Here is a 19,995-nt window from a genome sequence, read left to right as displayed (position 1 = left end):
GCTTCATCATTTGCAGCAGAGAAGCACTAGAAGCTAGCCAGCGCCTGCTCCAGATCCGCAATCAAATCTTCCTTGTCCTCGATACCAATCGACAACCGAATCATCCCCTCGGTAATGCCCATCACCGCACGCTCTTCCGCGCTCACCGAAGCATGCGTCGTAGTCGCCGAGTGCGAAGCCAGAGACTCCACGCCGCCCAACGATTCCGCATTGAGGAAAATCTTGATTGCCGCAAGGAACTTCGCGCAGTTCTCACGCGAGCCAAGGTCCATGCTCAGCATAGAGCCAAAGCCCTTCTGCTGACGCGCCGCAAGCTCATACTGCGGATGCGTCTTGAGTCCCGGATAATTCAGCTTCAGCACCTTGGGATGCTTCGACAGGTACTCGGCAATCGCGTTGCCGTTCTCTTCATGCTGCTTGATGCGCAGCGGCATCGTCTTGATTCCGCGCAGCACCAGGAAGCACTCAAACGCCGACATGATTCCGCCTGAAGCCTTCTGCACCAGCAGGAAGCGCTCCTTGTGCTCTGGCGTGGAGCCAATCAGCGCGCCGCCGATACCATCCGAGTGCCCGTTCAGGTACTTCGTCGTCGAGTGCATCACGATATCCGCACCCAGCGCAAGCGGGCTCTGCAACGCAGGAGACATGAACGTGTTGTCCACGCTCACTTCAATCCCACCCTTTGCATGCGCCAGCTTCGCCACCGCCGCAATATCCGTCAACACCATGCGCGGATTGCTCGGCGTTTCCAGGTGAATCAGCTTGGTGTTTGCCTTGATTGCCTTCTCGACATTCGCAACATCGGAAGTATCGACGTACTCAATCTCAATGCCGTATCCCGACACAATCTGGTTGAACAACCGCGCCGTTCCGCCGTACACATCCTTGGAACAGATGAGGTGGTCCCCAGCGCGCAACATCGCCACCAGCGCGGAGATAGCCGCCATGCCGCTCGTAAACGCATGCCCGCTGTAGCCGCCCTCAAGCTTGGCCAGCGCAAACTCCAGCCGGTCGCGCGTCGGGTTACCCGCACGCGAGTAGTCCCACCCGCGGTCCGTGCCAATGCCGGTCAGCTCAAAGGTGGAAGAAAGATAAAGCGGCACATTCACCGCGCCCGTCTGCGGGTCCGGATGTTGCCCCGCATGCACGGCAAGAGTCGAGTACTTGTATTCAGACATGAAAAAGAATGGCTCCTGAAGGTTATCTCCTTCATTTTATCGTGCTGGCATGCAACGGCACCCCTCCGGGCATCGAACGGCACAAATGCAGCCCTGAACGGCGATTTGCGCCTTCTGTGCTGCCGCCTGGCCGCAAAAACTACTCTCCCGCAGTCTTCGCGCCCTTCTTCGCTCCGCGCACCACCGGGAAATACCCCGTACGCGTCCGCACATTCAGCTTGCCTTCGCCTTTGGCTTCCGCCGTTACCTGCACGCGCCGGAACCCCGGCTCCGTCGTGGGCTTCGTCGAGTGATACCCAATCGTGTACTGCGAGCGAATATCCCGCGCCACCTCGGCGGCAATCTCATCCACCTGCTCAATCGACTTCGGGAAGAACGCAATCCCACCCGTCTCCGTGGCCATCATCTCCAGCGCGCGCCGCGCATGGCGAATCTCCGCACGGCTCATCTCGTCGCCAAACAGCAGGCCAATCGTATAAATCACCGGGCCGCTCAGTTCCTGCACACGATGAATCGTCTGCTCCAAGTCCAGCGTGGAAGCATTGTCCTCGCCATCGGTAATGATGATGAGCACCTGCTTCGGACGCTTCGCATCAGCAGCCAGCTTATCTGCCGAAGCCACTACCGCGTCATACAGCGCCGTGCCGCCACGCGACTCAATATGGCTCAAGCCATCGCGCAGCTTGTTCACATCGCTCGTGAACTCCTGATCGATAAACGCCTCATCCGAGAAGTTCACAACAAACGCTTCATCCGCCGGGTTGGAAGCCTCAATCAAATCCAGCGCGCTCTTGTTCACGCTTGGACGCTTCTTCGCCATCGAGCCGGAGTTGTCCACCACCATCGCAATCGAAACCGGCAGGTCCGTATGCTGGAAGCTGACAATCGTTTGCTTCACGCCATCTTCCAGAACCTGAAAATCATCCTTCTTCAAATCCTGCACAAGCTTGTTACCGCTCAGCACCGTGGCGTTCAACACCACTTCTTCCACATCCGCGCGCAGAACATAACCGCCGTTCTCCTTCTCCACAGGCCCGGATGCACCCGTGCCCGCGCCAATGCTCGGCGAAGTAATGTTGTGATCCGGCGAGCGCACAGGATCGTTATCTACCGTGAGCGGAGCTTGCGTAGTTGCAGGAGCAGGCTGCTGCGCAGGCTTGGCCTGCACTTGCGACGCAAGGGCCTGACGCGAATAGATCGCACCTGTCAGAAGAGTGAGAAGAATTAGATATTTATTGTAGTGGCGCATAGTATCCGGTACGGGCATGAACCGTCAGCGGAGGCAGCCCCTGCGGAGGATTCAGCTTCACCTTCACTTTACGCCACTTACCGTCGCGGCGCAGGTCTTTCGGCGTATACCCAATCACATACTGGTTCCGCAGTTCCGTGGAAATCTTCTCGGCAATATCGCCCATTTCGGAGAGGTCATCCACACGAAACATGCGCCCGCCCGTCTCCTCGCAAAGGTCATTCAACAGCAGCGGCCCCGTCCTCTCCTCGGGAGTCGCCGCATACGCATCAAAAATCCCAATCGAATAAATCTCCGTGTCTGATTCACGCACCTGCGATTTGACTTCGCCCTCCGTGTAACGTGAGCGGTTGTCGCCGCCGTCGCTCACCACCAGCAGCGCCCTGCGGTCCCACCGTGCATCCTTCATCTTCGCCACACCGTAGTAAATCGCATCCAGCAGCGCCGTCCTGTGTCCGCTGCGCACCGTCTGCAGCCGCGCCTGGATGTCATCCACCGAACTGGTGAAATCCTCAATCAACTCCGGCCTGTCGTTGAACCCAATCACGAAAAACTCATCCAGCGGATTCGCCGTCTTGATGAACTGCAGAATCGACTCCCGCGCACGAACCAGCTTCGAGTTCATTGAGCCTGAAAGATCAAAGACAATCCCAATCGAAACCGGCGCATCCTCGCTCGCAAAGGTTTTAATCCTCTGCTCGGAATTGTTCTCAAAGAGCTTGAAATCTTCCCTCTCAAGTCCGGTAACCAGGCGGTTCATCGGGTCGGTCACCGTAATCGGAACCAGCACCATATCCACATTCAGGCGGAGAATGCCGCCCGCCCGCGCCTTGGAAATATCCGTTGCCGCCGGAGCCTCCGCTCCCTTTGGCGCACCCGTTGCCGGAGCAGCCGTAGCCGGAGGAGGCACATGCACCTTGTTCAGAGGATCATCCTGCGCATAGCCGGGAAAGGACACACTAAGCGCGACCATCCCCAGCAACGCAACGCACCGGGAAAGACAAAGGCATTGGCCAAAGAAAATCCGCGCTCTGGGAGTCGTTCTCATACCGCCGCCCCATGCACTACTCGTGGGGAACGAACGTTGATAGTAGCACGAAGCACAAAACATACGCTCCGGCTCTATCTCTAAGAGACGCGCCAACATCGCATTGCGTCAACCCCTTTCATCCAATCTCAGTCCAACACATTACATTCCCCTGAAAATTCCGTGACATTCCGCCGCCGCACCCACATACCTGCTCCGCCACCCCACGCGATACAATCGACGCTAAGCCAGGCCATCTGAGCCAGGCATGAATACACCCTGCTCCTGTAAGTCTTTCTACGCATGGCGGCTTCCGGCTGGAATCAATCCGTTTGCATCGCGACGCTCGCCTTCGCCGGGCTGGCTGCATTGTCGTCCTCATCCTTCGCACAGGCCCCTGCCGCGCCCAAACCACCCGCGCCCATCGCAGCGCCCACGCCAGCGCAGCCTCGCTTCGTCGTACTGCTCGACGCGGCCCACGGCGGCGACGACCGCGGCGGCACCCTCAACGGCAGCCAGTCAGAAAAAGCCGTCACCCTCGCCTTCAGCGTCCGCCTGCGCTCGCTGCTTTCCGCTCGCGGCATCCAGGTCGTCACCACCCGCGAAGAGGACAAGACACTCACCGCATCCGACCGCGCTGAGCTGGCCAACCGGGCCGCTCCGCAGGCCTGCATCAGCCTGCACGCCGCAGAAACCGGCTCCGGAGTCCACCTCTTCACCTCATCGCTCTCGCCGTCCGCTGCCGCACGTTTTTCCGCGTGGAAAACCGCCCAATCCGGCACCGTCACGCGCTCGCTGGCCCTTGCCGGAGTCTTCAACTCCGCACTCACACAGGCCGGATTCAACGTCACCCTCGGCCGCACCACGCTGCCCGGCATCGATAGCATGACTTGCCCCGCCGTTGCCCTTGAGCTTGCCCCTCAGCGCGACGCCAGCCACAAAATCACCGCCGAACCCGGCGATGCTGGCTACCAGGCCAGCCTTGCACAGGCTCTCGCCACCGCCCTGCTGGAGTGGAAAGCCTCTCGCGGAGAAGTCGGCACCGGAGAAACGGGGGCACGCCTCCCGTGATTCCCCGCTACCAAAAAATCCTCCTCGCCGTGCTTGCCGTCGCCTCCATCATCATGGCCGCCGTCCTCTGGCACATGCGCGACAAGGCCCACCAGCAAATGGTCTTCGGCCACGACTCCACCCCCACGCAGGCGCCCCACGTCGCCGCCGATGCGCAGGCAACGCTCATCGTCGCCAATGACGACGACAACGGCCTCCGCGAACAGGTTCATTCCCTGCCGCTTCCGTCAGAAGACGAGGCCCGCGCCCGCGCCGTGCTTAACAAGCTACTCGACATCTACGCCGCTGACGATTCCACGCACCCTGTCCCCGGCGGTTCCGGCTCCGTGCAGCAGGTCTTCCTCCTGCCCGTCGCTGCGTCTTCTACCTCGGAAACAAAATCCACTCCCAGCCTGCTCACCGGGCCCCAACAGGCTGTCGTTAATCTCACCAGCGGCTTTGTCTCCACGCACCCCTCGGGCCTCGAAACCGAATCCCTGACCATCCTCTCCATCTGCGGCACCCTTCACGCGAACCTGCCGCGCATCACGCAGGTCCGCTTCCTCGTCGATGGCGAGCCCCACGCCTCACTCGCCGGGCACGCCGACCTCACCCGCACTTACCTCGTCTCCGACACAACGCAAGCCACCGCCCATGTCCAAAACCAATAAAACCATCGGCGTCTTCGATTCCGGCTTCGGCGGCCTCACCGTCCTCCGCGAGCTTCTCCGGCACATTCCGCAAGCCAACTACAAATTCCTCGGCGACACCGCCCGGCTGCCCTACGGCTCCAAATCCCGCCGCACCATCGCCAAGTACGCCGCCGAAAGCGCGCAGTTCCTGGTCAACGAGCAAGGCGCGCAATACCTCGTCATCGCCTGCAACACCGCCAGCGCCCTGGCTCTCGACGCCATTCAGGAAGCCGTTCCTGTTCCCGTCTTAGGCGTGATTGAACCCGGTGCCTACGCCGCTCGTGCGGCCTCGCAAACCGGAGACGTCCTCGTCATCGCAACAGACGCCACCGTACAGAGCCACGCCTACGCCGAAGCCTGCAAAGCCCGCGGCCTGCACGGCATTGAGCGAGCCTGCCCGCTGCTGGTGCCTTTGGTCGAAGAAGGCTGGACCGACCACCCCGTCACTGCCGAGATTATCCGCATCTATCTCGACGAGCTACAAAAAGACGCAGCCGCCGCAAACCTGCACCCCGACGCGCTGGTGCTCGGCTGCACGCACTACCCGCTGCTCCGCCCACTCATTGAACAGATAGTTCCACAAGGCATGAAGGTCATAGACTCCGCCGAAGCCACCGCCGCCGAAGCCGCGAGACTTTTCGACCTTCAGCCAGCCACTGACGCAGGACTGGAAGCCGACTCAAAAATCCACTGCTTCGCCACCGACTCCGTAGAAAAATTCGAGCGCCTCGGCTCCCGCTTCTTAGGCCGCCCCACCGGCAAAGTCGAGTTGGTAGACCTCGGCGGCTGAACGAGCTAACGCCGCCAACTCCGCTCCAACTGCTATCCTGTTTCACGACAAACCCGCAAACCCGCGGACCATAGAGGAAGAAGAATGATCGATCTCAAAGGCAAAGTGGCCGTAGTCTTCGGCCTTGCCAACAAGCGTTCCATCGCCTGGGGCATCGCCCAGAAGCTCGCCGCCGCCGGAGCCACGCTCGCCATCGGCTACCAGAACGAGCGCATGAAGCTCGAAGCCCAAAGCCTCATCGAGGAACTCCCCGGAGCCGCCGGCTTCCAGTGCGACGTCTCCTCGGACGCCGAAATCGAATCGGTCTTCGCCGCCCTCAAGGAGCAGCACGGCAAAATCGACATCCTCGTACACGCCGTCGCCTACGCCCCGCAGGCCGAGTTGAAGGGTGAGTTCCTCAACACCAGCCGCGAAGGCTTCCGCATTGCGCATGAAGTCAGCGTCTACTCGCTCATCGCCGTCAGCCGCGCCGCTGCCCCGCTCATGACCGAAGGCGGCAGCATCATGACGCTCACCTACCTTGCCAGCGAGCGCGTCGTGCCGCACTACAACGTAATGGCCCTCGCCAAAGCTTCGCTCGAAGCCGCAGTTCGCTATCTCGCTTACGAGCTGGGCCCAAAAAACATCCGCGTCAACGCCATCTCCGCCGGCCCCATCAACACGCTGGCCGCCCGCGGCGTCGGCGACCTCAGCACCATGCGCAACGCGCATATTGAGCGCTCCCCGCTTCACCGTCACGTCGATCAATCCGAAGTCGGCGGCACGGCTCTCTTCCTCGCAAGCGAGCTCGCCTCCGCCATCACCGGCGAAGTCATCTACGTAGACTGCGGCTTCAACATCATGGGCTTCTAAGGACTGGCCATCCAGGCAATTGCGCCTACGGCGCCACACAGCATTCGTGATGCTCCCGCTGGTCGCGAATAACTCCAGTTCTCCCATCAGCAAAAACCCCTCCAGCCACCTGGAGGGTTTTCCTTTTCCCACAAACTCTGCCTCAACAGGCCCGCACCGCAACTCGCTCGCGAATACGCTCGCCAATCTCTTCCGCCTCGGCCTCGTTCACATTGCGCAGCAGTACAACAAACTCTTCGCCGCCCATCCGCGCCAGCACATTATGGCCACGCAATTGGTCCCGCATCGCCCATCCAACTTTGCGAATTACCTCGTCGCCCACCGGATGTCCCCACACATCATTCACTTCCTTGAAATGGTCAATATCCGCCAGCATGATGGCGAAAGAATCTCCAGCCGGCTGACGATTCAGCTCCCGCACAAGCATATCTTCAGAAAGCGCATCGGCACGCCAAGTATCGCGGCAGTTGCGCAATACAGCAGCAGCCAGTAGCAAAACATCGCTTCATTCGCTACAAGAATCGTGAGCCACCGCGGAGCATACTCACGCAGGGAGATCAGCAGCACCGCAATCAAGGCGCTCGCAAAGCTCCAGTTCAGCAGATTGACGCCGCGCAGCCCCGGCACGCTCCATGCTCAGACCCTGCAGCCCACCAGCAGCATAATGATGGCCGTTGCGTATCCATACATCAGATACGGCATATACATAAATCCATGCGTCATAGACGCCTGCCGAAAACCAGGACAAAAAGTGTGCCGCTTGCCTTTCTTATTGGTGCGTACGCACTCTTCTATCAACATGATTCTGGTTCACCCGGCTCAGACACCGGACGATGCCATCTCAATGGCCCTGATGGCCCAGTATGGAGCCACCTGCGCGCTTATCTTACTCCAAAAACAACGCGGAGAATTCCATAAGAATTCTCCGCGCCAACCTGTTCCCAAATTGCTCGTGCCAGTTTACTTGTGGTAATTCGGATACGCCGGTTTCACCGGATGCGCCACCGGATGCTTCGCCAACTCGTCCAGCGCCAGCGAAACCGCCTTCTCCAGCTGCGGATCATGCCCTTCGCTCACAGCCTTCGGGTCCTGCTCCACTTCATAATCCGGGTCCACGCCGTGATTCTCCACATCCCACTCGCCCTTCGGTGAGAAGAACGCCACGCTCGGCGAAGTCACCGAGCCGCCATCCATCAGCACCGGAATCCCTCCAATGCCAACCAGGCCGCCCCACGTGCGCTTGCCCACCAGCGGACCAAGTTTTGCCTGCTTGAAGAGCCACGGCAACGCATCGCCGCCCGAGCCGGAGAACTCATTCGCAATCATCACCTTTGGCCCATACACAGCGGCGTTCGGCGTGTGCTCAATCGCTCCATAGCGCGGAGCCCAGTAGCTTTCCAGCTTCCGTCCCAGCACCTCAATAAAGTAATCGGCAACCTGCCCGCCGCCATTGAAGCGCTCATCAATCACCGCGCCCTGCTTTTCCGTCTGCGCAAAGTAGTAGCGGTTGAAGTTCGTAAAACCACCCGCTCCCGTATCCGGCAGATACACATAAGCAAGCTTGCCGCCGGACAGCTTATCCACCTTGGCCTGGTTGCCTTCAATCCAGTCAATGTTGCGCAAGCTCGCCTCGCTCGCAACCGGCGTTACCGAGATATCGCGAGTATGCGAACCATCCGCCGCACCAACACGCAGGCTGATAACCTTGCCCGCCGTGCCTTCCAGCGGCTGCTGAATATCCACATTCGCCGTCACATCCTGCCCATCAATCGCCAGAACGCAATCGCCAACAGAAACATTCAGCCCCGGCTCCGCCAGCGGAGCCTTCTCACGCGCATTGAACAATCCACCGTTGTAAATCTTCGCAAAGCAGTAGCGGTTGTTCTTAATCTCGTAATCCGCACCCAGCAAGCCACCCGGCACCTTCTTCGCAGCTGGAATCTCGCCGCCAAACCCGCGCAGATGTCCAACGGAAAACGCGCCCAGCATCTCCTGAAAGATGTAGTTCAAATCCGCGCGCGAAGCGATGGAAGCAACATACGACTCAAGCCGCTTCTCATCCGCAACGGTGTTTGTGCCATGGAAGTTCGAGTCATAGAAGTAAGCACGCTCAATCCGCCAGACCTCGTGGTACATCTGCGCCCACTCGGCATGCGGGTCCACCTTCGTCTTCAAATCGGTAAAGCTCAGCGCGCCATCGCCCGGCTTCACCGGAGCACCCGACGGAACAATCACCCAGTTCGCATGCTCACCGCCGCCAAACGCCAGCAGCATCTTTTCGCCATTCGACGAAAGCTCAAACGCGTTGACATGCTCCGCAAGCTTCTCCGTCTTGCGGTCTTCCGGCGACCACTTATTCAACGTAGCGCCGCGCGCAGCAAAGCGCCCCGAGGCCGCCGACTCCAGAAAATACAAGCTGCCCTTCGCACCACCAGCAAGCCCGTCATACACACTCGCCGGCAACGGCAACGCAACAATGCGCGACTCAATCCCTGCGAGGTCAACCTTCACCGGCTTCACCGCAGGCTTTGCGCCATGCGCCTTCTCGTCGCTGCCTTCCTTCGCATCCGCCTCAGGCTTCTTACCCTCAGCCGCATCCCCAGAAGCCTTCTCGTCCTCCAGCTCCGGCGCCACCGGCGAAGCCGTATCACTCGCTAGCGCGACTGCATAAATGTTGTTCGTCACCTCGTACAAATCGCTCGTCATGTCGAGCCCGTCCGAAGTCGGCCCCGCATTCGTGCTCGCCACAAAGTAGAGATACTTCCCATCGCGGTCAAACGCAGGCGTGGTTGAGTCCGCCATCTGGCTCGTTACCTGCGTCGATGCGCCTGTCTCCACGTTGTAAAGAAAAATTGAGTGCAGATGATTCGGCATCGACTCCGGATACGCAACCCACTTCGAGTCCGGCGACCACGCCACGTCATAATTCGTGTTGGAAAATCCGCCGTAAACATTCTTTCCGCCAACCGTCGTCAGCTTGCCCGTCGTTGTATCCAGCAGATAAATGTTCAGCCGGTTGTCATGGAAGAGAATCTTCTTCGAGTCCGGCGACCACAGCGGATCAAAGTAATACGCAGGCTCCGCAGCAAGCGCAAACTTCTTCACCGCAGCCGCACCGGCAACACTGTTGCCCAACTGCCCCGCCACATGCAGCGCATACAACCCGCTCTCATCGGAGAAGTACGCAATCGACTGCCCATCCGGAGACCACGCCGGACTACGCTCCATCACACCCGGCGTATTCGTAATGTCCCGCGTCGGCCCATGCTTCACCGCAACGGTAAAAATTTCGCCATGCGCTTCCACAGCCGCGCGCACGCCCGTTGGCGATACCGTCACGTTCTCCACCTGGTCCGCCACGCTCTCAATCCGCGGCCGAACCTCGGGCATGTCCGCATCCACCTCAATCGGCACCAGCGTCTTCTTCCCCGTTACCGTATCGAAGAGATAAATCTCACCCAACTGGTCATACACCAGCGTGTTGCCTTCGCCCGCCAGCGTGCGCACATCAGACCCGGCATTCGCCAGCGCTTCCTTCACGCTCTTGCTTGCCGGATCATAAGAAAACACCGTCGTATGCCCCTTGCGCCCGGAGAGGAAGTACACCTTGCCGCCCGCAAACACCGGGAAAAAGTCCGAAGAAATCTCATGCGGAATTTCAACCGACTCAAGCCCCGGCAGCGTCGTAATCCAGATGGTGCTGGCGCGCCCGCCGTGATAATTTCCCCACGAAACATAAGAGGTGTAATCAAAGCCAAACGCCGGCGGCAGCGGCGAATACGCAATCGCTTTTCCATCCGGCGAGAACTGCCCTTGGTACGCCATCGGCAGCGGCAACACCTTCGCAATGCCGCCCGTCGCCGGAATCGTAAACAACTGCGTGTAGCGGCTCGCAGCGGTGCGGTTCGAGCGAAACACAATGCTCTTCCCATCAGGCGTCCATGCCACCGCAAAATCCGCCGCCGGATGATACGTCACACGAAACGGCACGCCGCCCGTGGCCGGGATCGTAAACACATCCGTGTTGCCGTCATACTCGCCCGTAAATGCAATCGTCGAGCCGTCCGGCGAAAAAATCGGCGAGGTCTCAATGCCCACGCCCGTCGTCAGCCTCGTAGCCTTTCCACCCGCGCGAGGCACCGTCCACAAATCTCCCGCATACGCAAAGGCAATCCGATCTTTGCTCAACGCGGGACGCTGAAAGATGTGAGGATTCGCGGCAGCCTCAGTCACTCCAGCCGCCATCAGCAGAACAAACAAAGCAACAAGCAAGCGCGACACAGCACAAGAACGAAATCTGCGCACCACGGCCCCCTCGAATAAAGTAGAAATTAGCCCAATCAGATGAGGACCATCTTACACGCAACATCCGCAGCTCTCGCCGCGCCACGCTCTCCGCGCTTCCACAATCAGAATCGGCACAGCCACCAGCGCCGCCACAGAATCCACCCAGGCCACGTGCCACAGCGCATACACAACAAGCCCCGCCAGCGTAACCGCAGCAAGATAAGCGCACGTAGCCGACTGCACCGCATCCGCCGCCAGCGCACCGTTGTTCATCCTGCGAGCCTCGGAGCGTTTCAACCACGCCAGCACCGGCATCATAATCAGAGCCGCCGCTGTAATCCCCATCCCCAGCACGCTGGTCTCTTTCGGCGCGCCATAGGCAAGCAGCGCAACCCCCACCACCACAGCCGCCAGCGCATACAACAGCACCGCCGCCGCACGCGTAGCAGTTTCCTTCTTCAGCGCAACTCGCGGCACGAACTGCAACAGCACCACCGCCGCCGAAAGCAGTTCCACCAGGCTATCGGAACCAAAGGCCAGCAGCGCCACACTATGCGCCCGCGCCGCAGCAATTAACGCTCCCGCACACTCCACCACCATCCACGCCAGCGTAACGCCCTGCAGCCACGCCACCGCGCGCGTCAGCTTCGGCTCCGCTACATGCGTTTCACAGCACGCGCCAGTACAAGCCGCCATCTCACCGGAATGAATCGTTGTTCCCATTATCAAAATGGTAAGCCGGGGATTTCTCCCCGGCAATCAGTCCTCACAAAACACTGCGACTTCAACCTCTACGGTATGCGCTTTTTCAAAGACCAAACGAAACCCGCAACAGTCAATGCCCTCACGACCAAGCTAAAAGCTAATACAAAGTCACCGTAATCTTCCGCGCATCGCCGCCCGTCGCCTTGATCGCAATCTCACCCGTAGCGCGCTGCTTCAGGCTCTCAAACTTCTCGCCCCACTCCACCAGCACCAGCGCATCGTCGGTCAGCAGATCATCCAACCCCAGCGTCTCCAACTGCCGCTCGCCCTCAAGCCGATACACGTCGAGATGATAAAGATTGACGGTCTTCCCATCCCGCTCGCCCTCATACTCATGCAACAGCGTAAACGTAGGGCTCGTCACCTCATCCGGCTCCGCCGCGCCCAGCGCCTCGGCAATCCCCTTCACCAGCGTCGTCTTGCCGGTTCCCAGGTCGCCAGTCAACAGCAGCAACTGCGGCGGCGTCAGCAACTTCACCAGCTTGCGCCCCACTGCAACCGTGTCCGCATCGCTATTCGTAATGAACTCGTGTACCTTTCCCGCAGCCGTCATGACTCCACCCGCCATCTCCCACCTCCACGATGTCTACGTGCCTCTTTCGGCTTGCCCTGCAACCAGCTCCGCCCCGCGCCGTCGCGGTTCCTGGCCCGGAACGCACGCGAGAACAGTCTAAAGCTATCCGTGGCCAGCAGTGTGTGATCGTCTCCCTTGCGAACCGCCAAATCCGCGGCCAGCCCGTGCAGGTACACCGCCGCCTCCACAGCCTTGGATGCCTCTTCCGGGTATTGCGCCAGTATCCCCGCAATCATTCCCGCCAGAACATCGCCGCTCCCGCCCTTCGCCATACCTGGGTTGCCGCTCGTATTCACCGCCACACGCCCATCCGGATGCGCAATCAGCGTCCGCGCGCCCTTCAGCACCACCGTCACGCCGTTCTTCATCGCAAAACTGCGCGCCACATCCAGCCGTTTCGCCTGCACCTCGGCCGTCGTCACGCCCGCCAGCCGCGCCATCTCGCCCGGATGCGGCGTAATCACCACCGTCCGCTCCTTCGCAATCTTGCCCAGCAGGCTCTCCGACTGCCGCGCCAGGTTATTCAACGCATCGGCATCCATCACCACGGGCATCTTCGTTCCGGCCAGAAAATCGTTCAGAAACTTCACCGTATCGGCGCTCTGTCCCATTCCTGGCCCAATCGCCGCCACGGTCGCGCCCTTCGTCAACGCCTCAATCGAATTCTCCGCCGCAATCTGTCCTTCGCTGTTCACCTTCAGCGGCCACGTCATCAGCTCCGGCGCAATGCCCGCCACCACCGCCAGCGCAGGCTCCGGCACAGCCGCCGTCACCAGCCCTGCACCCACGCGCATCGCGGCCATCGCCGCCATCGTCGGAGCGCCACTCTTGCCGCCAGCCGAGCCAAACGCCCCGCCGACCACCAGCACATACCCAAACTTTCCCTTGTTCGCATCCACGGCACGCGGCCTCTGCACCAGCTCCAGGGAAGCCCCGCCCCACTGGAGCCCCAGCGTAGAAATCACCGCCTCATCCGGCGAGCCAATCGGCGCAACCACAACAGGCCCATCCCACCGCCGCGTCAGTTGCCCAAAAACATGCGCAGGCTTAGGAGCCGTGAACGTCATCACCGCATCCGCAGCGAAAACATCGTCCTCAATCGAAGCCCGCGTCTCATCCGCAGGCCACCCTGAAGGCAGATCCACAGCAAGCACCGGAGCAGCACTCCGCCGAACCCACTTCAACGCAGCCGCCGCAAGCCCCTTCAGCGGAGGCTTGAACCCCGTCCCCACCACCGCATCCAGGATCAGGTCCGCAGCCAGCGCATCGCCATGCAAATCCAGTTCGTCCGCTGCGCTAATCACAAACGTTTTGCAAGTACCAGCCGCTTCTAACTCATGCCACGCAACCGCGGCATCGCCCTTCAACTCCGCAGACGCACCCAGCAGCAATACAGTCACAGATAAGCCACGTTCCGCCAGCAGCCGGGCAGCCATTGCGCCATCGCCGCCATTGTTGCCCTTGCCGCACAGCACGGTAACGCGCCGGGCCCGCGAAAAGCAGCTCAACGCCACATCCGCCACGGCCCGCGCCGCATTGCGCATCAACTCAATCGAAGAAATCCCGAACCGCTCGACCGTCACGCGGTCACAAGCCTGCATCTCAGCCGCAGAAAGAACCAACATGAAACCATCTTATGCTTTTAGCCGCTTGCCAAGCGCTTTTCGCCGCACTCCCGAACATCAAGCAGCAGCTAAAATTTGATGCTCAGCAACTGCCCGATAAACTGCGGCAAAAACCACGCATTCACTGCCGCAATCGCAATCGCCGTCATCCACGCCAGCACCTTGATCCACGCCGGGTTCACAAATTCGCCCATCCACTTCCGGCTGCCAGTAAAAATAACCAGCGGAACCACGGCAAAACTCAACTGCAGCGAAAGAATCACCTGGCTCAGCAGCAGCAGCTTCTCCGTGCCATGCTCACCCCACAGCGCCACCACCACAATCGTCGGCGCAATCGCAATCGACCGCGTAATCAACCGCCGCAGCCACGGAGCCACCGTCAGGTTCACGAACCCTTCCATCACCACCTGCCCCGCAAGCGTCCCTGTAATCGAAGAATTCTGCCCCGAAGCCAGCAGCGCAACCGCAAACAGCGTACTCGCTCCCGCCGTGCCAATCAGCGGGCTCAGCAGCTTGTAAGCATCCTCAATCGCCGCCACGTCAAAGTGTCCGCTGCGATGAAACACCGCCGCAGCCACAATCAAAATCGCCGCATTCACAAACAGCGCAATCGTCAGCGCAAAAGCCGAGTCGATATTCGCCCACCAGATAGCCTCGCGCCGCCCCGCACGCGTCCGCTCATAATTCCTGCTCTGCACAATCGACGAGTGCAGATACAAGTTATGCGGCATCACCGTCGCGCCCAGGATTCCAATCGCGATGTAAAGCATTCCCGGGTCCGTCACAATCTGCGGCGCGGGCACCAGCAGATTCCACATCGCCGATCCATACTCTGGCCGCGACAACACCATCTGGATGCCAAACAACGCCACAATCGTGCCAATCAGCCCAATCACTACCGCTTCCACCTTGCGGAAGCCAAGATTCTGCAGCAGCAGAATCAGCAGCACATCCAGCCCCGTAATCAGCACGCCCCACATCAGCGGAATATGAAACAGCAGGTTCAGCGCAATCGCCGACCCAATCACCTCGGCCAGATCGCAAGCGGCAATCGCAATCTCCGCCATGATCCAAAGCGCATACCCCACCCATCGCGAAGTAGCCTCGCGGCAAACCTGCGCCAGGTCGCGGTCCGTCACAATCCCCAGCTTCAGGCTCAGGCTCTGCAGCAGAATCGCCATCAGGTTCGACAGCATAATCACGCTCAGCAACGTGTACCCGTACTTCGACCCACCCGCAATATCGGTAGCCCAGTTGCCGGGGTCCATATACCCCACAGCAATCAGAAATCCCGGTCCCAGGAACCCCAGCAGCCGCCGCCACTTCCCCGGCAGGCTGGTCAGGCGTACGCTCGCGTGCACCTCTGGCAGCGAGGGAGCCGAAATCTCCATTTTGTGCGTAGTTTTCGTAGTCATCTGCAGGGACAGGGCGACCTCCGCCTATACTCAGAGTATGCCACAAACTACTTAATCATGGTTAACATTTAAGATTATTTTTAGTTTTTACAGATTCATTGACGCAGCCAAACAGCCTCCGCCGCAGGACGTCCCAAAATCGAACTCCCCCTATCCAGCTCAATCGAAACAGTTTGGTCGTAGTTCTGGCTCACCACGCGCAACGCCTGTCCCGGTCCGACACCGGCCTTATGCAAAAACAGCAGCAACTGCGGGTCCCGCTCCTGCAAGCTGGTCACCACGTACTTCCGCCCCGGATCCGCCTCGGAAAGCGGCACCTCGCCGCGCCGTTTCCGCTCCACCGGATTCTCCGGCAGCACGGCATTCCCATGCGGACAAGCTCCCTCGCCCAGCCGTTCCTTCAGCTTGGCCTCAAAGGCGGGAGAAACCACGTGCTCCAGCCGCTCGGCCTCTTCATGAATCTCGTACCACTCCATGCCGAAGATTTCGCTCAGCATCCGCTCCACAAGATGATGCCGCAGCGCCGTCCGGTAAGCCGTCTCGCGCCCCTTCTCCGTGAGCCGGACAATCCCATCCTCGCCCACCGTCACATATCCATCGCGCTTCAGCCGCTTCAACGCCATCGTGACAGCAGGCGCGGACACCTCCAGCCAATGCGCCAGCAGCGCAGGAATCACCTCGCGCCCCTCGGCCTCCGCCTCAAGCACAGCCTTCAAATAGTTCTCTTTAGAAACCGCAATCGAATCTTTCATAGCATCGGATTTAGTCTAAACGCCTCCAAAACAATAAGGCCGGCTTTCGCCGGCCTTGTCTCTTACTAAAAGCTAATAGCTAACGGCTAAAAGCTCGCCTTACTCTTTCACACGCACCTTCGGCTCCACCGAAAGCCCAGGCCGCAGCGCATGATTCGGATCTTCGTTCTTCAGATCCGTGAAGTCGATACGCACCGGAAGCCGCTGCACAACCTTCACATAGTTGCCCGTGGCATTCTCCGGCGGGAAGAGCGAGAGCACCGAGCCCGTAGCGCCGCCAATCTGCGTCACCTTGCCCGAGTACTTCTTGCCCGTCGCGTCCACTTCAATCTCCACCTTCTGCCCCGGCTTCATTTCCTTAAGCTGGGTTTCCTTGAAGTTCGCCGTAATCCAGATATCGCTCAGCGAAACCAGCGTCAGTAGATTCTGCCCCACCGAAACGTTCTGGTTAATCTCCACGCTCTTACGCGTGATGATGCCATCCTCAGGAGCCACAATCTTCGCATAGCTAAGATTCAACTGCGCCTGGTCAAGCTGCGCCTGCGCCGCCTGTGCCTGCGCCAACGCCTGCTTTGCGCGTGCCGACTGCACCGCAACCTGCTGCGGAGCTGTCTCGGCATACTTCAACGCTGCGTGCGCCGCTGCCGTGCGCTGCTGCGCAACTGCAACCGCATCACGCGCCGCCTGCGCCTGTGCCTGTGCACTCACCAGAGCCGCCTGCGTAGCAGCCGCTGTAGCCACAGCCGCGTCATACTGCTGCTTGCTGATTACGTCTTTCTCGACGAGCGGCTTGTAGCGCTCCAAATCCTGCTGCGCCTTCGTACTGTTCGCCTGCGCCTGCACTACCTGGGCCTGTGCCGCCTGCAACTGTCCCTGCGCCTGCGCTACGCCGGCCTGTGCGCCCGTAACATCCGCACCCGCCGAACGCAGGTTTGAACCCGTATTGATATCGGTCAGCGGGACATTCACGTTGGCCGCCGCAGCAGCAGCCTGCGCGCTAGCCAGTGCCGCTTTGGCATTCTCGACAGCTACCTGGAAATCGCGAGGGTCAAGGTCCGCAATCGGGTCACCCTTGTGAACGAACTGGTTCTCGTCCACATACACCTTTACGACCTGCCCCTGGATACGTGCGCTCACCTGGATCAAGTGACCGCTTACCTGCGCGTCGTCCGTGTCCTCAAAGTAGGTGGAGTGCCACCAGAAGCCCAGCGCGGCCACGGCCAGAATCGCAAGTACAACAAGGATGATGCCCCTGCGGCGCGGCTTGGCAGCCACTACCTCAGTTTCGGGCTCTGCTGCGGGGGTTGTGGTTGAATCCGCCACTTTACTTTCCTCCCAGATATTTCTGATAGCTACCGGCAGCACCCACGGCACGCGCCAAGCTCAGCTTGGCAATATTGTGCCGGTAAAGACTGCCTACATATTGGTCGTTCGCCTGCGCCACGGACTGCTCCGCCTGGCTCACCGGCAGGTTATCGCTCACGCCTGCCTTGTAACGCTGCTGCGCTTCGCTCAATGCTTCGTTTGCCAGGTCCACATTCGACTTCGCCACTTCAACCTGCTTCTGCGCGCTCTCGATATCCAGCAGCGCATCGCGCACATCGGCATCTACCTGCGCATTCGCGTCACTCTGCTTCGCCTTCGCCGTATCCAGCTGCGATTGCGCCTGCTCCGCATCTCCGCGCAGACCAAACTCCTTGAACAGCGGCACGCTCAGCCCGGCAGTCGCATCCACAGTTCCGTGCGAATTGCCTACGTTCACGCCAATGTCGCCGTAATCCGCATTCACCGTCACCGTCGGATACCGCTCCGCTGTCGCAGCCTTCCGCTGCAGCTCCGCAGCCTTGGTCTGCTCCACCAGCGCGGCCAGATCCCTGCGGCTCAACTGCGCCTGCTTAACCGCTGCTTCCACATCCAACTGGTCAAACGCCGCATACGGCTCACGGTCCGTCAAATTGAACTTCTGGTCCAGCGGCAAACCAATCGTACGCGCCAGCGCCAGCCTGTCCTTCTCCAGCGAGTTCTGCGCACTAATCAACTGCTGCTGCAGCGTCTGATAATCCACCCGCGACCGCAGCTCATCAATCTTGGGAGCAGTGCCCGCCTCGTGGTTCGCCACCGCCTGGTCCAGCGAAATCTTGGCCGTAACCACCTGCGCCTGCACGCTCGACACCTGCGTCTCGTCGGCAATCACCAGCAGATACGCATTGCCCACGGTCAGAATCACCATCTCGCGTGCGTCATCCGCCGACAACTGCGCCGCCGTAAAGTTATGCTTCGCCGCCATGTAATTCCGCAGCGACTTCACATCCACCAGCGACCACTGCAGCGACGCGCGAATATCCGTAAATCCAAACGGTCCGATAATCGTCGGAATGCCCGGAATGCGAAGCCCCTCAGCCGCAAGGCTCACCTGCTGCACATTCTCTTTAATGGAGCCATCCACGCTCGGCAGCAGGTTCTGCAACTGGCTCAGCCGCTCGCCCTTGGCTGCGGCCGTCTGCGTGCCGCTCAAAATTACGCCAAGATTGTTCCGCAGCCCGCGCTGAATCGCCTCGTCCAGCGTCAAATCCATTACCTGCCCCGTGGCAACGCCAGAAGGCACGCTGCCCTGGAAGCTCTGCGCCGTAGGCCCGGCGGCAGTAGGCACGGTCTGCGCCGCTGCAGGAGCCACACTGAGCGGCAACACGGCCACAAACAGCGCAGCCGCCGCAAACGCAACACGGGTCCCGGGGCTATTCACAAACTTCCTCGAACAATTCAACGGCATCAATGATTTTCGACCTGATTTACGTCAAAATACAGCAGGTTAATGTGCAAAAAATTCTGTGCATTCTTACAGATGCACACCCGCGGCGAGAAGGTTCTGAAAATAGTTTATAGAAGGCAGCCCCCAACTCCTAGCAAATAGCTCTTAGCCACAAACTGCCTTCAATTTAACTTTTTTGGCAAATCCGTTGAATGAATTCAGAAATAATCCCGTCTGCCTGTTCCCTCACGGTCAAGCTAATAGAGAATAGCTAGCTTTGAATCCCTTCATGCAACAGTTGCGAAGCCAGCGAGCAGAGCCCCTGCTGAAACAGCTCCCGCACCGCATCCGCCGACCATGCAGCCGCCTTCGTCCCGCCATAGGCAACCAGCAGAGCCGCCGTCTCCGGCGAATCAATCCCGCCCACGGCCCGCAGCACGTAAATCACCCGCGTCGCCGCCGGCAGACTCGCCAGCCATACCTTTACACGATCACGGTCCGGCCCGGCCAGCACCCGCTCCAGCTCTTCGCCGGCAGCGCCCGCCGCATCCAGGTCGTCATTCTCAATGCACGTCTGCACATGCTCCACACCATCCGGAGCAGCCAGCGCATCCGCATCGCGAGCCGCAAGCCGTTTCAGCGCCTCACGCGCCAGCGCCCGCTTTCCGCTCTTTCGTGTCGCCTCGGGAGTTCCGCAGCAGGTCACCTCGGCATCGGTCACCGCCGCTACCACGGCCTCTTCGCTCTCCGGCCCTTCACCCAGCAGCATTGACGCCATGTTGTACAACCCGGCGGCCATCTGGTTGAAAACCCCATCAAATCCATCGAGAGCCTTGGCAACGGTCGCTTCGTCTTTTTCTTTCCCGTCCAGCATTCCCCGCACGGTCCGCGTAAACTCTGCGGCCTGCGGCGGAAACGGCTGTGTCAAATCCAGAACGGAATCAGTATTCGGAGTATTCTCTGCCATGCCTTGCGCACCTCCGGTGCAAT

The 19,995-nt window shown here is 59.9% G+C and carries 18 protein-coding genes; 4 read left to right on the top strand and 14 right to left on the bottom strand.

Annotated features, from left to right (window positions below; all coding sequences use genetic code 11):
- Positions 1–26: 26 nt before the first annotated feature.
- The 3 genes from AC5S3R_RS06555 to AC5S3R_RS06545 form a co-directional block, all read right to left on the bottom strand.
- Positions 27–1,178: a trans-sulfuration enzyme family protein gene (locus AC5S3R_RS06555; RefSeq protein WP_494266213.1), complete on the bottom strand. Its 1,152-nt coding sequence runs from the start codon at positions 1,176–1,178 to the stop codon at positions 27–29.
- A 139-nt stretch (positions 1,179–1,317) separates the two neighbouring features.
- Entirely contained in the window at positions 1,318–2,427 is a 1,110-nt protein-coding gene (locus AC5S3R_RS06550) for a VWA domain-containing protein (RefSeq protein ID WP_494266212.1), read from the bottom strand.
- On the bottom strand, positions 2,411–3,385 hold the full coding sequence (locus AC5S3R_RS06545; RefSeq protein ID WP_494266211.1) for a VWA domain-containing protein: 975 nt from the start codon (positions 3,383–3,385) through the stop codon (positions 2,411–2,413). The genes AC5S3R_RS06550 and AC5S3R_RS06545 overlap by 17 nt, the downstream gene beginning before the upstream one ends.
- Positions 3,386–3,757: 372 nt before the next feature.
- Here AC5S3R_RS06545 and AC5S3R_RS06540 point away from each other — a divergent pair, with 372 nt between their 5' ends.
- From AC5S3R_RS06540 to AC5S3R_RS06525, 4 genes are all read left to right on the top strand, one after another.
- A complete protein-coding gene (locus AC5S3R_RS06540) occupies positions 3,758–4,525 on the top strand; it encodes an N-acetylmuramoyl-L-alanine amidase family protein (RefSeq protein ID WP_494266210.1) in 768 nt (255 codons plus the stop codon).
- Entirely contained in the window at positions 4,522–5,175 is a 654-nt protein-coding gene (locus AC5S3R_RS06535) for a GerMN domain-containing protein (protein ID WP_494266209.1), read from the top strand. The genes AC5S3R_RS06540 and AC5S3R_RS06535 overlap by 4 nt, the downstream gene beginning before the upstream one ends.
- Positions 5,159–5,986 (top strand): glutamate racemase, encoded by an 828-nt coding sequence (gene murI, locus AC5S3R_RS06530; protein WP_494266208.1) that lies wholly within the window; start codon positions 5,159–5,161, stop codon positions 5,984–5,986. The genes AC5S3R_RS06535 and murI overlap by 17 nt, the downstream gene beginning before the upstream one ends.
- A gap of 84 nt (positions 5,987–6,070) precedes the next feature.
- Positions 6,071–6,838: an enoyl-ACP reductase FabI gene (locus AC5S3R_RS06525; RefSeq protein WP_494266207.1), complete on the top strand. Its 768-nt coding sequence runs from the start codon at positions 6,071–6,073 to the stop codon at positions 6,836–6,838.
- Between the two features lie 142 nt (positions 6,839–6,980).
- On the opposite strand, the gene AC5S3R_RS06520 is transcribed toward AC5S3R_RS06525, so the two are convergent.
- The 11 genes from AC5S3R_RS06520 to AC5S3R_RS06470 form a co-directional block, all read right to left on the bottom strand.
- A complete protein-coding gene (locus AC5S3R_RS06520) occupies positions 6,981–7,259 on the bottom strand; it encodes a GGDEF domain-containing protein (RefSeq protein ID WP_494266206.1) in 279 nt (92 codons plus the stop codon).
- Positions 7,247–7,465 (bottom strand): hypothetical protein, encoded by a 219-nt coding sequence (locus AC5S3R_RS06515; RefSeq protein WP_494266205.1) that lies wholly within the window; start codon positions 7,463–7,465, stop codon positions 7,247–7,249. Before AC5S3R_RS06515 ends, AC5S3R_RS06520 begins: the two co-directional genes overlap by 13 nt.
- Before the next feature lie 333 nt (positions 7,466–7,798).
- The gene (locus tag AC5S3R_RS06510; protein WP_494266204.1) at positions 7,799–11,143 is read right to left on the bottom strand and encodes a S41 family peptidase; all 3,345 of its coding nucleotides are present in this window, start codon (positions 11,141–11,143) and stop codon (positions 7,799–7,801) included.
- 51 nt (positions 11,144–11,194) lie between these two features.
- Positions 11,195–11,848 carry a cation transporter gene (locus tag AC5S3R_RS06505; RefSeq protein WP_494266203.1) on the bottom strand — a complete coding sequence of 218 codons (654 nt, stop codon included), beginning with the start codon at positions 11,846–11,848 and terminating at the stop codon, positions 11,195–11,197.
- Positions 11,849–11,987: 139 nt separating this feature from the next.
- Positions 11,988–12,458, bottom strand: a complete 471-nt coding sequence (tsaE, locus tag AC5S3R_RS06500) for a tRNA (adenosine(37)-N6)-threonylcarbamoyltransferase complex ATPase subunit type 1 TsaE (RefSeq protein WP_494266202.1) — start codon at positions 12,456–12,458, stop codon at positions 11,988–11,990.
- Positions 12,440–14,089 (bottom strand): NAD(P)H-hydrate dehydratase, encoded by a 1,650-nt coding sequence (locus AC5S3R_RS06495; RefSeq protein ID WP_494266201.1) that lies wholly within the window; start codon positions 14,087–14,089, stop codon positions 12,440–12,442. The genes tsaE and AC5S3R_RS06495 overlap by 19 nt, the downstream gene beginning before the upstream one ends.
- Before the next feature lie 68 nt (positions 14,090–14,157).
- Positions 14,158–15,504: an Nramp family divalent metal transporter gene (locus AC5S3R_RS06490; protein WP_494266200.1), complete on the bottom strand. Its 1,347-nt coding sequence runs from the start codon at positions 15,502–15,504 to the stop codon at positions 14,158–14,160.
- A 95-nt stretch (positions 15,505–15,599) separates the two neighbouring features.
- Entirely contained in the window at positions 15,600–16,256 is a 657-nt protein-coding gene (locus AC5S3R_RS06485; RefSeq protein WP_494266199.1) for a metal-dependent transcriptional regulator, read from the bottom strand.
- Positions 16,257–16,355: 99 nt separating this feature from the next.
- A complete protein-coding gene (locus AC5S3R_RS06480; protein ID WP_494266198.1) occupies positions 16,356–17,579 on the bottom strand; it encodes an HlyD family secretion protein in 1,224 nt (407 codons plus the stop codon).
- Position 17,580: 1 nt separating this feature from the next.
- Entirely contained in the window at positions 17,581–18,999 is a 1,419-nt protein-coding gene (locus AC5S3R_RS06475) for a TolC family protein (protein WP_494266197.1), read from the bottom strand.
- 277 nt (positions 19,000–19,276) lie between these two features.
- On the bottom strand, positions 19,277–19,972 hold the full coding sequence (locus AC5S3R_RS06470) for a hypothetical protein (RefSeq protein ID WP_494266196.1): 696 nt from the start codon (positions 19,970–19,972) through the stop codon (positions 19,277–19,279).
- Positions 19,973–19,995 lie beyond the last annotated feature (23 nt).

Source organism: Occallatibacter sp. FHG110214_02, assembly GCF_059115385.1.
This window is presented reverse-complemented; position numbering and strand designations above follow the sequence as displayed.

What these genes read in the sequence shown, in the direction of transcription:
- AC5S3R_RS06505 (WP_494266203.1), bottom strand. Translation starts at nt 11,848, where the DNA reads ATGGGAACAACGATTCATTCCGGTGAGATGGCGGCTTGTACTGGCGCG.
- murI (WP_494266208.1), top strand. Translation starts at nt 5,159, where the DNA reads ATGTCCAAAACCAATAAAACCATCGGCGTCTTCGATTCCGGCTTCGGC.
- AC5S3R_RS06470 (WP_494266196.1), bottom strand. Translation starts at nt 19,972, where the DNA reads ATGGCAGAGAATACTCCGAATACTGATTCCGTTCTGGATTTGACACAG.
- AC5S3R_RS06555 (WP_494266213.1), bottom strand. Translation starts at nt 1,178, where the DNA reads ATGTCTGAATACAAGTACTCGACTCTTGCCGTGCATGCGGGGCAACAT.
- AC5S3R_RS06485 (WP_494266199.1), bottom strand. Translation starts at nt 16,256, where the DNA reads ATGAAAGATTCGATTGCGGTTTCTAAAGAGAACTATTTGAAGGCTGTG.
- tsaE (WP_494266202.1), bottom strand. Translation starts at nt 12,458, where the DNA reads ATGGCGGGTGGAGTCATGACGGCTGCGGGAAAGGTACACGAGTTCATT.
- AC5S3R_RS06525 (WP_494266207.1), top strand. Translation starts at nt 6,071, where the DNA reads ATGATCGATCTCAAAGGCAAAGTGGCCGTAGTCTTCGGCCTTGCCAAC.
- AC5S3R_RS06490 (WP_494266200.1), bottom strand. Translation starts at nt 15,504, where the DNA reads ATGACTACGAAAACTACGCACAAAATGGAGATTTCGGCTCCCTCGCTG.
- AC5S3R_RS06550 (WP_494266212.1), bottom strand. Translation starts at nt 2,427, where the DNA reads ATGCGCCACTACAATAAATATCTAATTCTTCTCACTCTTCTGACAGGT.
- AC5S3R_RS06495 (WP_494266201.1), bottom strand. Translation starts at nt 14,089, where the DNA reads ATGTTGGTTCTTTCTGCGGCTGAGATGCAGGCTTGTGACCGCGTGACG.
- AC5S3R_RS06540 (WP_494266210.1), top strand. Translation starts at nt 3,758, where the DNA reads ATGGCGGCTTCCGGCTGGAATCAATCCGTTTGCATCGCGACGCTCGCC.